Below are 14,948 nucleotides of genomic sequence, written 5' to 3'. Positions count from 1 at the left end.
TCACTTGACCAATGTTAAGTAAAATGCCGCGCCTGCGGTGCTAAGCACTAATACTGACATGTCGTCGCTGCCTAATTCACATCATTGAGAGAGTGTTATGTTCAAACCTGAGCTGTTGTCCCCTGCTGGGACCTTAAAAAATATGCGCTATGCCTTTGCTTACGGTGCCGATGCGGTTTATGCCGGTCAGCCGCGCTACAGCTTGCGGGTACGTAACAACGATTTCAAGATGGAAAACTTGGCTACCGGTATCGAAGAAGCGCACGCGCTGGGCAAGAAACTGTATGTAGTAAGCAACATTGCGCCGCATAACGCCAAGTTGAAAACCTATATTAAAGACATGGAACCTGTGGTGAACATGAAGCCAGATGCGCTGATCATGTCTGACCCAGGTTTGATCATGATGGTGCGTGAAGCATTTCCTGAGCAAGTGGTACACCTTTCTGTACAAGCGAACGCCATTAACTGGGCGTCAGTGAAGTTTTGGGAGTCTCAAGGCATCAAACGGGTGATTTTGTCACGCGAACTGTCACTGGATGAAATCGAAGAGATCCGCCAACGTTGCCCTGATATCGAGCTGGAAGTGTTTGTCCACGGCGCACTGTGTATGGCGTACTCAGGCCGTTGTCTGCTGTCTGGTTACATCAACAAACGTGACCCGAACCAAGGTACTTGCACCAATGCTTGCCGTTGGAAGTACGACGTACACGAAGCCAAAGAAAACGAAACTGGCGACGTTGTTGCCGCCAATCCGGTGCAGATTGAACAACCACAACCAACCTTAGGTGATGGCCCAGCCACTGACCGCATCTTCCTGCTGCAAGAAGGCAATCGCCCAGGCGAATATATGCCTGCGTTTGAAGATGAGCACGGCACCTACATCATGAACTCTAAAGATCTGCGCGCCATTCAACACGTAGAACGCTTAGCCAAGATGGGCGTTAACTCACTGAAAATTGAAGGCCGCACTAAATCCTTCTATTACGTGGCGCGTACTGCGCAGCTGTATCGTAAAGCGATTGATGACGCCGCTTCAGGCCGTGGTTTTGACCCGAACCTGATGCTGCAGCTGGAAGGCTTGGCGCACCGTGGTTACACCGAAGGTTTCTTGCGTCGCCACGTACATGATGAATACCAAAACTACGATTACGGCTATTCTGTCAGTGACAGCCAACAGTTCTGTGGTGAACTGACCGGCAAACGCAACGCGGCGGGTATGGCTGAAATCGACGTGAAAAACAAATTTGGCGTGGGCGATAGCGTGGAACTGATGACGCCACAAGGCAATATCAGCTTGACCATCGACACCCTAGAAAACCGTAAAGGTGAGCAGATTGATTGCGGCCCAGGTAACGGCCACACTGTGTATCTGCCAGTACCAGCAGAAGTGGATGTAACTCATGCGATTCTGCTGCGTAATCTGACCGAAGGTCAAGATACTCGCAATCCGCATCAGGCAGGCTGAGACTCAGTAAATGGCGCTGTTAATCGACGATAGCTGCATCAATTGCGATATGTGTGAGCCTGAGTGTCCTAATCAGGCCATCAGCATGGGCGACGAGATCTATGAAATTGATCCTGAGCGCTGCACTGAGTGTGTTGGTCATTACGACAAACCAACCTGCGTGTCGGTATGTCCGATCGACTGTATCGATAACGATCCAGAGCAAGTCGAATCGCAAGACGAATTGCTGGTAAAATACGCCAAACTGACCGGCCGTTTGTAAGTCGCACGCGGCCCACAGTAACTAAGGAGACCAACATGAGTAAGTTAGTTCCCCTGTTTGCCTTGTTAGTATTGAGTGGCTGCGCCGATTTAAAACATGCCGGCCAAGATATTGGCCATGCGACCAAAAAGACCACCACCGCCATTGGTCACGCCACCCGTGATGCTACGCGCGAGATTGGTCATGCATCGCGCGATGCGGTGAAATCGGTCAAAGAAGAGCTGGAATAGCTGCCGCACTTGCGGATAACAAAAAGCCATCGTTGTCGATGGCTTTTTTCATGGTTATTTGTAGTACGACACTATTTAGGTTGCGCCGCAAAGAACTGCTTAACCGCAGCAATCACCTTGGTAACGTCTGCCGCTGTAACATCGTTATGGGTCACCAAACGCAGCCGTTTCGCGGCTGAGATGCGAATGCCCTGCTCGGCTAAGGTTTCCACCAAAAGCTGCGGTACTAACGCCGCGGGCAAGTTGGCAAACACCATGTTGGTATGCACTTCAACGCTGCCGGCCAACTCATCAATTTGTGCTAAGCCGGCCGCCAGAGTTTGCGCGTTGGCATGGTCATCCGCCAAACGCTCTACCTGCTGCGTCAACGCAATCTCGGCCGCTGCGGCGAGAATTCCCACCTGACGCATACCGCCACCGAGCATTTTACGCCAGCGACGCGCCCGCGCAATAAAGTGTTCATCACCGAGCAACAGCGAGCCAACTGGCGCACACAAGCCTTTAGATAAACACACCGACACCGAATCAAAATGCTGCGCGATATCGGCGATTTTGAGTCCTTGCGCTACCGCAGCGTTCGCAATACGCGCACCATCCAGATGGATTTTCAGACCGTGATAAAACGCCAGTTGCTGTGCTTCCGCCAAATAATGCTGCGGCAGCACTTTACCGCCAATGGTGTTCTCTAAACTGAGCAACTTAGTGCGAGCAAAGTGAATATCATCCGGTTTAATAGCAGCTACCACTTCCGTTAACGCGATAGTGCCATCAGCTTGGTTCGCCAGCGGTTGCGGCTGAATACTGCCGAGCACCGCCGCGCCGCCCGCTTCAAACTTGTAGTTATGCGCTTGCTGGCCGCAAATATATTCATCACCGCGACCACAATGCGACATCAACGCCAACAAGTTGGCTTGGGTGCCTGAGCTAGTAAACAGCGCATCTTCAAACCCGAGCATTTCTGCCGCCAGATGCTGCAAGCGGTTAACACTTGGGTCATCACCATATACATCATCGCCAACCTCAGCCGCAGCCATCGCTTTACGCATGTCACTGGTGGGCTGGGTAACGGTATCACTTCTTAAATCAATCATTTCAATTAACTAATGCGGGCGAAAAGCAACACTCTACCTTGCAGTGGAAACGCTGTACAGTCAGCGGCGGTGTTTGCACTCACCGGTTAACTTTCAAGCGCACGAATCCAGCCGTTGCAGCGTGCGACATCAGATTAGATTTTCTTATCACTAAATTAAAACTTTTCATTGTTCATTCACCGCTGATTACGCCAAAATGCGCCCCTTTAATTTTGCGGATTGATGCAATGCAAGAGACTCAATTTGTCATGGTGTTATGGTTTGTCGGTATTATCGCAGAAGCGATGACTGGCGCCCTCGCCGCAGGCCGCAAACGCATGGATCTGTTTGGCGTGATGATTGTCGGCTGCGCTACAGCTATTGGCGGTGGCACGCTGCGTGACGTGCTGCTGGGCAACTATCCGCTAATCTGGATCCAGCACTCGCAGTTTTTGTTAGCCATCATCTTCGCCTCATTGGTTACCGTGGTGGTGGCACCGCTGATGCGTTATCTGACGCGTTTGTTCCTCACCATTGATGCGCTGGGACTGGCGGTGTTTTCGGTCATTGGCGCGCAAAAAACCTTAGCATTAGGTTTTGGTCCATCGGTGGCGATTGTGATGGGCGTGATTACTGGCGTATTTGGTGGGGTGATCCGCGATATTCTTTGTAATGAAATTCCGCTGATCTTCCATAAGGAATTGTATGGCATTGTCTCCATCGTCACCGCCAGCTGTTACGTGATATTGCAGATGACGGACACCAATGCATGGATCAGTTTAGGCGTGAGCCTGTGGCTAGGCTTTAGCTTACGTTTGTTAGCGATTCGCTTTAGTTGGTCGGCGCCCACATTTTACTATTTCGACAAAGCACAGTAGCCTGCCTCAGGCAGTAAAAAAGGCGGTAAATACCGCCTTTTTGCAAACTGCGATAAATAATTACAGCGCAGTTTCAGCCAGAACCAAACGTGGGATTTGGTTCAGTGAAGTCAGGTGGCTGTAGATCGGACCTAACAGGCCTTTCTTACGCAGATCCAAATAATCTTCATCGCTCAGCTCAGCCAGCTTACGCTCATCGATCAGGAAAATACCATTGATGTTGCGTTTTTCGCCTTTCACTTCCACGGTCAGTGTTTGTTGGATCAGCAGCTCTTTTTCAGCCAAGAATTTCAACACATTACGTGATTGTTGATCTTGCTCGAAGTGACGCAGAAGTTGTTCGCGGCGCTCTTTCAGCGCTGGCGTTTCTTCGCCGTTTTCAAACAGCGCCACGCCTTCTTCCTTGCTCAGTTGGTCGCTACCTTCACGAACACCAAACCATACACGGTCAGTTTGCTCAGGGTCCAACACCACGGTCAGCGGATAATCACGCAGTACGTTAGGTACATAAGTCCCGGTCCACTCGCCGTCTTTTACGCGCAGGTTTTGTTGTGGCTTCAGGCCCAACATCATCACCGCTTGGAACTCGTTAGCTTCTTCGTTGGACTTAACAAATACGACAGGTACATCGGTGGCTGCGTACATTACTTCGTGCAGGCTCACTGGCATCAAATGCTGATCAGCCACATGCTCAAAAGAAGGTTTCTTAAATTTAAGATCGGCATGTTTTGCTGGATCTAACAATGCAATTGCTTGGGTCATTTCAAGCTCCTTGAGGGCTTTTTTCTCTAAGTTTTATGTCATCAAAAATCAGGAAGCGCTTTTCCCTTGCCCGTAGTTATACCCTGTTTCATTCACGAATAAAAATACAAAACCGTAACAACTGTGATTAACCAGACACCAGATTGTCATTTATTCGTCAACTGCAGTTTTTTTAAGCAAACACTGCGACAGATTGACCTTAACCGATGTTTATTACCACCAACGAGGAGGTGTTGCGCAAACCGCACGTCTCAAGGTCAACAAGGGGAGATGGTGTGCTTTGCCCATAAAAAAGGGGAACTGATGCTCCCCTTCACGGTATTAATGCAGCTTCAACTTAGGCCGCTGCCACTTGAGTAACCGCTGCGCTAAGCTGTAAATTGCCGCCGAGAACCAGCCGTAGAGGCTGGCTAAATGACGCTGATAGAGCGACATATACATCATGCGGGCTAAGTAACCTTCAATAAACAGCGAGCGTGACCGCAAGTTGCCCATCAAGTTACCCACGGCGGAGAAGCGGCTTAGTGATACCAAAGAGCCATAATCTTGGTAGACAAATGGTTTTTCCGCCTTTCCTTTCAATCGGTTAAGCAGATTTTTATACAAGGTTTCTGCCATCTGCGACGCTGCTTGTGCCCGTGGTGGCACTGGACGACCGCTATCTTGGATCAACATGGCGCAATCGCCTATGGCGTAGATATGTTCTTGGCCTTTCACGCGCATACACGCATCCACTTCCACTTGGTTACGCTTGCTAATTGGCAACTCGGTTAATCGTGCCAGAGCATCAGGGCCTTTAACGCCAGCAGCCCAGACTTTCAGGCCAGAGGCAATCAACACGCCATCTTGGGTCACAAACCCCTCTTTAACCACTTCTTTTACCTGCACGCCAATATGCAGGCGCACGCCGATATGGTCTAACACGGTTTGTGCCCGCGCACTGACTTTATCCGGCAACGCAGGCAGAATTTTTTGTGCCGCCTCAATCAGATGGATCTCTAAGTGCGACTTATCGATATTGAGATAACCAAAATCTTTCACCGACTCCAGCACGTGATGCAGCTCAGCCGCCAGTTCAACCCCAGTCGCGCCAGCGCCGACAATACCGATGCTGAGTTTTTCATTGGTTTCGTCCAGCAGTAACAGATCGTCGAGCAACTTCTGGTGAAAACGGTTAGCGCTTTCCAAGTTGTCCAAGAAGATGCAGTGTTCTTCCGCCCCAGGCGTATTAAAGCTGTTGGAGATACCACCAATTGCCAGCACTAAATAATCATATTCAATTTCACGCTGACCAATTAGCTCTTCACCGTCGTCATTTAATACACTCGACAGGGTGATAGATTTGTTTTGCGGATCGCAACCCGCCAGCTCGCCACGTAAAAAGCGATAGCCATTTTTCAATCCATGGTCGCGATAGAGCAAGCCTTCAACCGATTGGTCGATAACCCCCACCGCCACCTCATGTAATTTGGGTTTCCAAATGTGCACTGGGCTTTTATCAACCAAACAAATTTCCGCCTCGCCAGACAAGCCAAGCTTACGACCAAGTTTAGAGGCTAACGCTAGGCCACCAGCGCCACCTCCGACAATAACGATTCTGTTAGCGGTCACGACTTTTTTACCCCATGAATCACTCAAAAATTATGTTACTTATATCACATTTTGCTAGTCGAATGACCTATCAGATAAGCATGATAGCTACATTTAATTCTACGAACAGATGATCAGTTGGACAGCTAGCTTGCCAACAGGCGCCGATTAAGCCTGATAAAACGCCGCAGCATCCAGATGACTAACACACTGCTGCAACAGGACATCGCCAACCATACGCCAGTCACGCCAAATAACTTGCCGAGCGAGAAGATTAAGATGCCAATCAACACCAGCTTGCTGCCCGTAAGCATGTTGGCTTCTTTCGGTCGATCCATCGCCTGAAATAAACTCGCGCCCACCAACAGTAAGCCTTCAAAGGCTAAGCCCCAAAAGTAGAGATACAGCCCCTCGATGGCGTACGGTGCCAACGTGGGGTTATCACCAGCAAACAGATACACCATCCACTCGGGTTTGCTGTAGATCAACAACATGCCTAACAGCGCAATCGTCGCTGTCACGCCAAAAGCCAACAATGCAATCTGCCGTACGCGCTGCATCAGCCCTGCACCAGCATTAAAACTCATAATCGGTTGTGCGCCGAGAGCGATGCCTTCAAAAATCAGGTAGAACATCGCCTCGGTGTAACTCACCACACCATAGGCGGCAATGTGAATGGGCTCGCCCTGCCATAAAAAAGCGATGTTATGCAGCGTCAATACTACCGACAAATACAAGCTCATCATCATGCTCGGCAAGCCCAAGCGTAAAATCGACTTGACCCACAACCAGCTAAATTTGAGCTGGGCGCGAGTCAGTCGTAATTGCGTTTTCTCACTAAAGAAATGCCGTAAACACAACCATGCCGCCACGCCTTGGCACAACATCGTGGCAATCGCCACCCCGGCAAACTCCAGCGGAATGACCACAATCAACAGCCAATCGAGCACGATATTGAGTACGCCACAGCCAATCTGAATCCACGTCACGCGGCCGGGAAAGCCATCATTGCGTAGCATGGCGGAGAATGACATCGACAGAATCGGCAGCACACCACACAGGAAATACCAAAACAGATAAGTTTTGGCATAGTTGAGAATATCGCCGCTCACGCCCAGCAACCGCAGCACCGGTTCTCGTAAGCTAATACCCAGCACCGCAACTAACAGTCCTGCTACCAGCCCGAGGAGTAAGGTATTCGCCACAATCTGCTTAGCGGCCTGCAGCTGTCCTTTACCCAGTTGCAGTGACGCTAGCGCGGCGCCGCCCATGCCGATAAGCGCGCCAATGGCATAAATCACTGCGCCGACGGGATAAGCCAGCGTGATTGCCGCCAGCCCCTGCTCCCCCAGAAAATGGCCGATAAACATGCCATCGACGGTGACATACACGCCAGTGGCTAACATAGAGACAATGGTCGGCACGGCGTAACGCCAAAACAGTTTGCCAATTGGCTGCTGCGCCATATCAACAGCGTGGGATGTGTGACTCATATCAGCGGTAATCTTCCTGCCAACGGCACAGGCCCAATGCGTGCTGCAATGCATCAGCATCTAGGGCGGTCTGTGAGATAAATTCGATGCGGGATTCCATCGCATCATCTAATTCAGTGACCGTTTGCTCTTGCCCGAGGCGATTGATAGCGGCAATACCTTCATCGGTGATCATTACCGCTTTGAGGCGCTCGCTATTGACCGACGCCAACCACGCAAATAGTGCATCACATGCAAACACCCAATTGGCATCAAAGCGCCAACCATAGCTGTAATAACCGTCGCTGTGTTGCTGCTTAAAGATAATGCCTTGCGCGTCATACTCATCCTCAGGCAACACCGCCTCATCACTTAGCGGCGGTTGTAGCAAGCCGTTGGCCGCTGACATCATGTTTGGACGACTTGCTACGGCACGCGGCTGCGCCATGGCGGTCATTAAGGCCGCAGGAATGGCATCACCACGAGACCAGTGAAACTGTGGTTTTTGCTGCACGGCAACAGGCAGCTTGGCGAGTAACTCGGGCAGGTTGACCGCGTCACGCCACAAATCGGCTTTAGACAGCAGCAACAGATCACTGCTGTGCAGTTGCTGTAAAAAGGTATCGTGTTCAAGGTACTTGGCATCCGCTAGCTTGCGTGGGTCAAGCACACAACAACTGCCACGCAGCGATAAAATATGGGCAAATTGCGCTGAACTTAACAAGCGTAAAATCTGTTGCGGGTGACCTAAGCCAGTTGGTTCAATCAACAGCCGCTGCGGTTTGGCCTTAGCAACAAGTTGTGTCACTGCAACTTGTAACGGCACACCCGCGGCGCAGCACAAACAACCGCCAGCAACTTCGCGGATCACTATGCCCTCGGTTTGCGGCAGCAATTCGGCATCAATACCTATTTCGCCAAACTCATTAACCAATACCGCCCACGTTTCGTTAGTGGGTTTTGCCTGTAATAACGCTTGAATAAACGTGGTTTTGCCGGCACCGAGAAAACCGGTGATCACATGGGTAGGAATATTGGCTTGAATCATAATGCGCCCCTCAATTTAAGCAGGCGCAAGTGTAACCTGATTTCATCGCAAGAGCATTGCTGTGGCGGGTTTTATGCTGAAAACCTCGCGGAGGCCGCAGCGATGATATACCAAGATTTACCGGATGCTAATATTGTGCGCAAGCCACCGCCGCTACCTATTCACTTGCATTAACTATGACGAGGAGATGCTGCTGTTACGGTGTAGATACTGCTGCTCAAACTGGCTAGCCGTCACCGCTTGTGAGTAAAAATAGCCTTGCGCATAATCGCAACCCATGCGTTGGAGAATCGCCGCTTGCTCGGCATTCTCGACCCCTTCCGCAATCACTTTGATCCCCAATTTATGCGCCATCACTATGATGGCTTCGCAGAGAGTGACGTTGTTTTCGTCCACGTCGATTTGGTTGGTAAAGGAGCGGTCAATTTTCAGGTAATCAATATCAAACCGTTTCAAATACGCCAGTGATGAATAGCCAGTGCCAAAATCATCCAGTGATACTTGAATACCAATATCGCGATAAGTAAGTAGCTTGTTAGAGATAGTTTCATTGGCCTCCAGCAGCAAGCCTTCGGTGATTTCGATACAGATACAACATCCCGCCACCGATTTTTGCTTGAGGTAATCCAGCCACTGTTCAAAGCGGGCGCCCTCATCGCGAAACTGGATCGGCGATTTGTTAATGCTGATCTGCATATCGATCTGATAGCGCTGTTGCCAGCGAGCGCATTGATCTACCGCTTGGCGAAATACCCAGTCGCCAATATCGAGGATCATGCCAGTATCTTCTGCCACAGGAATAAACTCCGCCGGCGATACGGGGCCACGTTCGGCCGTTGACCAGCGCAGTAGACCTTCCACTTTGTCGACCTGATTAGTGGTGAGATTAACGATCGGTTGATAGCACAATTCAAAACTGTCCGCTTGTACCGCAGCACGCAAATCCTGAATTAACTTCATGCGGTACTTGGCTTGCAACTGCATCGACGAGGTAAAGTAATTGAAACGGTTACGTCCTTGAGATTTGGCGGCATACATTGCTTGGTCGGCATGTTTCAGCAATAGCTCTTCATTGTGGCCATCATCAGGAAACATAGTGATGCCGATGCTACCGCTGATATAGGCATTTTCTTCACCTAACTGGAATGGTTCAGCGAGGCGTTTCAAAATCTGTTGTGCCACGCGCTCCACATCTTTGCTACTTTGCGCATTGAGTAACAGCAAGGTAAATTCGTCACCGCCAAGACGCGCGACAAAGTCAGTTTCACGCACACAACTGCGCAGCCGCTCGGCGGTGTCACGCAGCAGCAGATCGCCCATATCATGGCCCAATGTATCGTTAACCTCTTTGAAGAAATCTAGGTCCAAAAACAGCAGCGCAAATTTCGCATGGCGCCGCTGCGCTTGGCGGATCTCCTGATTTAGCTGTTCAATGAACATGCGCCGATTAGGCAGACCAGTAAGTGGGTCGTAATTGGCCTGCTGCCAAATGACCTGCTCAGTGTTTTTCTTCTCAGTGATATCAGAGAACAACATCACCCAGCGGTGCGCCTGAGCCCCATCATCGGCGAGTAAATTGATTGACAGCCAGACGACAATTTCACGGTTGTTGCGGCACTTGAGCCACAGTTCGCCCTGCCAACATTTCTCCCGCTTCAGCTCCGCGCGGATATGCCGATAATCGATAGCCGCATGTTGCACGCTACGCAACAGCCGAATACTGTGCCCCAAAATATCGGTTTCACGATACCCCGTGATCTGACTAAACGCCGGATTGATGGTAATGATGCGGCCCTTGTCGTTCACCACCGCCATTGCTTCCGTGCTATTTTTGTATACCGAAGCCGCCAGTTTTAACGAGCTTTCCCGCTGCTTATGCTCAGTAATATCTTCATGTACACCGCACATTTTGATTGCCGAGCCTTGCTCATTGCGCTCGATCACCTTGCCATGTACTCGAAACCAACGTTGCACGCCATCGAGTCGGTTAAAGCGATATTCACAGTGGAAACTGGCGCTGTCACCAGCAAAATGGCGCTCCAGCTCAGCGAGTACATGGGGCAGATCTGCGCGCTCAATCGCGCTATACCAAAGTTGCCGCCCGCCCTCTGCCAAGGCTTGCTCCGAGCAACCCAACATCTCAGCAGAACGCGCATCTAACATCAGTTTATCGGTGGGGATATCCCACACCCAATAGCCTTGCCCAGAGCTAGCTAATACCAGTTCTAATTGTTGGTAGCTGTTTTTGAGCTGCTGTTCGGCCAGCTTAGCGTCGGTCACATTGATATACCCAGCAATCACCAACTGCACTGCGCCATGCACGCGCTTACAGGACACGGTAATTTTGCAGTACACAGCGTCACCATTTTTATGGATAAAACGTTTTTCTAACTCATAGCCATCAATAGTGCCGCACATCATCTGGTGATAGTGCTGTAAATCGGTAGCGAGATCTTCCGGGTGGGTCAATTCGGCCCATGTCATTTGCAGCAGTTCCGCTTCACGATACCCGAGGATCTTGCATAAGCTGGGGTTAACTTTTAGCCAATGCATATCGACCGAAGCAATAGAAATGCCGATATTGCCGCTATCAAATTGGGAACGGAACAGAAAGTCATCTTGTAACTTGATGCGTTGGTCTTGCTCATGCTGCAAGCGCTGCGCGAGTAGATAGCCCAGCCCCGCATTCGCTAACGGAAAGAGTGTAAAAAATGGCACCGCCAAATCGAACATTACATTCATGGCGAGTTCGAGCGGCAGTATCAAATTACATAGAATAATCGGCACTTGTACCGCAAAAGACACCAGCAGCATTTCGGCAACAGAAATATCCTGCAATGGTACTTGGCGCCAGTGTCGCCAAAAGCGCCAGCCTAGCCCAAACAAGGCGGCGGACCAAATCACCATCACGCCGATCCACATGCCTAGACCACCTAAATACAGCCGATACAAGGTGGCAATAACCGCAGCAACAACCGTGGGAATAACACCAAAAAACAAGCCAGTCATGCACAGCAAAATGCTGCGGGCATCATAGATAATACCGGGTTGTACGTTCCACGGCGTGAGCATCATCGCCATGGCGAGACCGCCGATTAACGCACCAGCAAGTACGCGCCATGCCAGTTTATATTGACGGGATTTTCGTAGCGGAACCGCTTCATAGACAATAGCGAGCACCAATAACAATGCGGCGTTTTGGACAAGTGCCAACAAGATCCCTTGTGTCATTGGTGGCTCACTAACTGAAAGTTTAAGGAGGAATACTTCAGTTTAGCATAGCATTGAATCGTATGATGTTATTCAACCATGCCGTAAAGCTCAGTGACATAACGTTTCGCACTGGTTTGCCAATCAAAGCGACAACTCACCGCATTTTTCACCATCACCAGCCACGGCTCACTACCATATAACGCCAGTGCGCGATCTAAGGTGTTCAGCAGTTCATTGGCTTGTTCTTGTAGGTTATCACCACTAAAGCTAAAGCCATTTTTACCGTCCACCACGGTATCGCGCAGACCGCCGATGCTATGCACTAAACAAGGTTGCGCCCCGCGCAGCGCCAACATCTGGCTGATACCACAAGGCTCAAACGAACTCGGCATTAAAAATAGATCGCCGCAAGCGTACAGCGCGTCAGATAACTCTTCGTGATAGCCATTCACAAATAGGAAGTTATCGTGCCTCGCCGCCACCTCACTGAACTGGCGCGCAATGGCATCATCGCCGCTGCCCAACAACCAAAAGCGGGCCTTGGGGTTCCACGCTTTTAACCGCGCTAAAATGCCGTCGAGCACAATTTTGCCTTGCCATGGCTGACGTAGCAGCAACATCTTTTGATCGGTTAAGCGACCGACAGACGTCAGCAAAAATGCTTTCGGCCGTCCTTGTTGGAACAAACGAATTTGCGCAATCAACTCTGATGGATGCACGTTTTCGCTAAAACCCAATTTGTACAACAAAGCCTCGTTGGCTAACGACACCAGTTGACGCTTTAACTCATCACGACTGGGCGAGTCTTCGCGCAATGGCGGATATTCACAGCCATTAAGAATGCCGTACAGCTTGCCACGGCGCTGCACTTGCTGCAGGTCATACTCCAACCCTTCACCGCCGAAAAAACCCTGCTCATGTTGCGATGGTTGCAGTACCTCTTCAGCGTAACCGGGCGACACCAGATGCACCGAATCCGACAGGTTAATCGCCGCTCTGAGTGGGTTAACACATTCGGGATAACGCGGATCAATAATGTTAGCTAACTGATGCGGCGTCTTTTTTGAGAGTTCTGGAAACCACGCTTCTAGCGAAGAAATATCGCCGTGCAAGGGGCGAATACCTTGCATGGCGAGATTGTGGATGGTGAGGATCACCGGGATCTGTTTAAGCGTGGCGTACTCCTGCATGTAATGGCGCAGCATGGTAAAAAAACCGCAATGCCAATCGTGCAGATGTAACCGCTCAGGCAACGGCAATAAGCCACCGCATAACGCCGTGGCAACCGCCGTACAAAACAGCGCGAACTTGCCAGCATCGGTAGCAAATGGCCGACCAGCGGCATCTTGGGTGTAGATGCCGTGACCGGGTGAAATAAACTGCTGATGGGCTAACAGATAAATCCACGCCAGCGGTTGCAGCGGGTTAGGTAAACGGAACATTTTGATCAGAAAGTGGCCACTGTCAAAATGCACTGGAAACTCACACATAAACTCGGCTTGCTGCTCTCTGGCGAGAAAACCGTAATCCGGCATGATGATATGCGCGGTTACTCCTTGCTTGGCTAAGGCGGCGGGGAGATCCCGAATCACATCCGCCATGCCACCCACTTTGCCACCTTTTAAGGCGGCATTTTCTGCCGCCAACATCAAAACTTCACGCGCTTTAGGCGATTGCTGCATTATTCATATCCTACCGGCAAACCAAGCATATCTCGTGTGACTAGGACTACGCCGTCTTTGGAAACCCTGAAGCCTTTGGCGCGGTCATGATCATGGTTATAACCGATTTCCATCCCTTCGGGAATAATACAGCCACGATCAATAATTGCCTTTTTAATGCGACAGTTACGCAACACCACCACGTCTGGCAGAATAACGGAATCCTCGACAATGGAGTAAGAGCACACGCGCACTTCGTTAAACAATACACAGTGACGCACGGTCGCTCCGGAAATAATACAGCCGCTGGAAACGACTGAATCCACCGCCATACCACGGCGGCCATCATCGTCAAAGACAAATTTGGCGGGTGGCAACTGCTCTTGATAAGTCCAAATAGGCCATTTGGCATCGTATAGATTCAGCGCTGGCGTTGGATAGAGTAGTTCCATATTGGCTAACCAGAACGAATCCAAGGTGCCCACATCGCGCCAATAAGCGGGTTCATTGGGGAAGGCACTGCGGAACGGATAAGCAAACACATTATGATGTTCAATGATCGACGGAATAATATCCATGCCGAAGTCTCGGCGAGAGGCTTCGTTTTTGGCGTCTTTCTTCAACTGCTCGAACAAAAACTCGGTATTGAACACATAGTTGCCCATCGACGCGAGGCACAACTCAGGATTATCAGGCACAGGTTTAGGATGGGCGGGTTTTTCTTGAAAGCCTAAAATGCGGTTGTTCTGGTCAACCTCCATCACCCCAAAGGAGTTAGCCGCTTCTTCAATCGGCACTTCCATGCAGCAGCAGGTCATATCGGCACCAGATTCAGCATGTGCCGCCAGCAAGCCAGCGTAATCCATGCGATAAACGTGGTCGCCCGACAGCACCATCACATAACGTGGTAATTCATGGCGAATAATATCGATGTTTTGAAATACGGCATCGGCAGTGCCTTGATACCAGTTGTCGGAGAAACGCTGCGATGCTGGCAGCACCTCAACCGACTCGCCTAACTCTTTCTTGAAATGCCCCCAACCACGCATGATGTGGCGGATAAGTGAGTGGGACTTATACTGCGTCACCACTCCAACTCGGCGAATACCTGAGTTGATGCAGTTTGACAGTGGAAAATCGATAATGCGGAATTTGCCACCAAAATATAACGCGGGTTTCGCACGCCAGTCGGTTAATTCATGCAGACGGCTCCCCCGGCCGCCTGCGAGAATCAACGCATAAGTATCGCGAGTTAAATTACTAATATAACGCGGACTGGAATTTGGCATATAGCTCG

General features: G+C 50.3%; 12 protein-coding genes. 4 read left to right on the top strand and 8 right to left on the bottom strand.

Translation table 11 applies throughout. The features are described from left to right. The first annotated feature begins 97 nt into the window (after positions 1 to 97). The 3 genes from trhP to L9G74_RS07660 are packed head-to-tail and all read left to right on the top strand — an operon-like array spanning position 98 to position 1,957. Positions 98 to 1,465, top strand: coding sequence for a prephenate-dependent tRNA uridine(34) hydroxylase TrhP (trhP, locus tag L9G74_RS07670; protein WP_238895712.1), 1,368 nt, complete (start codon positions 98 to 100; stop codon positions 1,463 to 1,465). A gap of 10 nt (positions 1,466 to 1,475) precedes the next feature. Continuing rightward, positions 1,476 to 1,727 carry a YfhL family 4Fe-4S dicluster ferredoxin gene (locus L9G74_RS07665; RefSeq protein ID WP_238895711.1) on the top strand — a complete coding sequence of 84 codons (252 nt, stop codon included), beginning with the start codon at positions 1,476 to 1,478 and terminating at the stop codon, positions 1,725 to 1,727. Between the two features lie 35 nt (positions 1,728 to 1,762). After that, positions 1,763 to 1,957, top strand: a complete 195-nt coding sequence (locus tag L9G74_RS07660; RefSeq protein ID WP_238895710.1) for a hypothetical protein — start codon at positions 1,763 to 1,765, stop codon at positions 1,955 to 1,957. A 71-nt stretch (positions 1,958 to 2,028) separates the two neighbouring features. Here the strand turns inward: L9G74_RS07660 and ltaE are convergent, their stop codons facing one another. After that, positions 2,029 to 3,048 carry a low-specificity L-threonine aldolase gene (ltaE, locus tag L9G74_RS07655; protein WP_238895709.1) on the bottom strand — a complete coding sequence of 340 codons (1,020 nt, stop codon included), beginning with the start codon at positions 3,046 to 3,048 and terminating at the stop codon, positions 2,029 to 2,031. Between the two features lie 227 nt (positions 3,049 to 3,275). On the opposite strand from ltaE, the gene L9G74_RS07650 reads away from it, so the two are divergent. Further along, a complete protein-coding gene (locus tag L9G74_RS07650) occupies positions 3,276 to 3,905 on the top strand; it encodes a trimeric intracellular cation channel family protein (protein WP_238895708.1) in 630 nt (209 codons plus the stop codon). Between the two features lie 60 nt (positions 3,906 to 3,965). Here L9G74_RS07650 and L9G74_RS07645 read toward each other — a convergent pair whose 3' ends face one another. The 7 genes from L9G74_RS07645 to glgC form a co-directional block, all read right to left on the bottom strand. Further along, the gene (locus tag L9G74_RS07645) at positions 3,966 to 4,667 is read right to left on the bottom strand and encodes a SapC family protein (RefSeq protein ID WP_238895707.1); all 702 of its coding nucleotides are present in this window, start codon (positions 4,665 to 4,667) and stop codon (positions 3,966 to 3,968) included. Positions 4,668 to 4,988: 321 nt separating this feature from the next. Beyond that, positions 4,989 to 6,278 (bottom strand): NAD(P)/FAD-dependent oxidoreductase, encoded by a 1,290-nt coding sequence (locus L9G74_RS07640; RefSeq protein WP_238895956.1) that lies wholly within the window; start codon positions 6,276 to 6,278, stop codon positions 4,989 to 4,991. Between the two features lie 125 nt (positions 6,279 to 6,403). Next, the gene (locus tag L9G74_RS07635) at positions 6,404 to 7,750 is read right to left on the bottom strand and encodes an MATE family efflux transporter (protein ID WP_238895706.1); all 1,347 of its coding nucleotides are present in this window, start codon (positions 7,748 to 7,750) and stop codon (positions 6,404 to 6,406) included. Position 7,751: 1 nt separating this feature from the next. Then, positions 7,752 to 8,777 carry a CobW family GTP-binding protein gene (locus tag L9G74_RS07630; protein ID WP_238895705.1) on the bottom strand — a complete coding sequence of 342 codons (1,026 nt, stop codon included), beginning with the start codon at positions 8,775 to 8,777 and terminating at the stop codon, positions 7,752 to 7,754. A gap of 174 nt (positions 8,778 to 8,951) precedes the next feature. Continuing rightward, positions 8,952 to 12,008 (bottom strand): EAL domain-containing protein, encoded by a 3,057-nt coding sequence (locus L9G74_RS07625; protein WP_238895704.1) that lies wholly within the window; start codon positions 12,006 to 12,008, stop codon positions 8,952 to 8,954. Positions 12,009 to 12,076: 68 nt separating this feature from the next. Continuing rightward, positions 12,077 to 13,672 carry a glycogen synthase gene (locus L9G74_RS07620; protein WP_238895703.1) on the bottom strand — a complete coding sequence of 532 codons (1,596 nt, stop codon included), beginning with the start codon at positions 13,670 to 13,672 and terminating at the stop codon, positions 12,077 to 12,079. Continuing rightward, the gene (gene glgC, locus L9G74_RS07615) at positions 13,672 to 14,940 is read right to left on the bottom strand and encodes a glucose-1-phosphate adenylyltransferase (RefSeq protein ID WP_238895702.1); all 1,269 of its coding nucleotides are present in this window, start codon (positions 14,938 to 14,940) and stop codon (positions 13,672 to 13,674) included. The genes L9G74_RS07620 and glgC overlap by 1 nt, the downstream gene beginning before the upstream one ends. Between the last annotated feature and the right edge of the window lie 8 nt (positions 14,941 to 14,948).

It is taken from the genome of Shewanella electrica (assembly GCF_022321485.1).
GTDB lineage: Bacteria > Pseudomonadota > Gammaproteobacteria > Enterobacterales > Shewanellaceae > Shewanella > Shewanella electrica.
The sequence above is the reverse complement of the archived record's forward strand: the minus strand, read 5'-3'. Positions and strand labels throughout refer to the sequence as shown.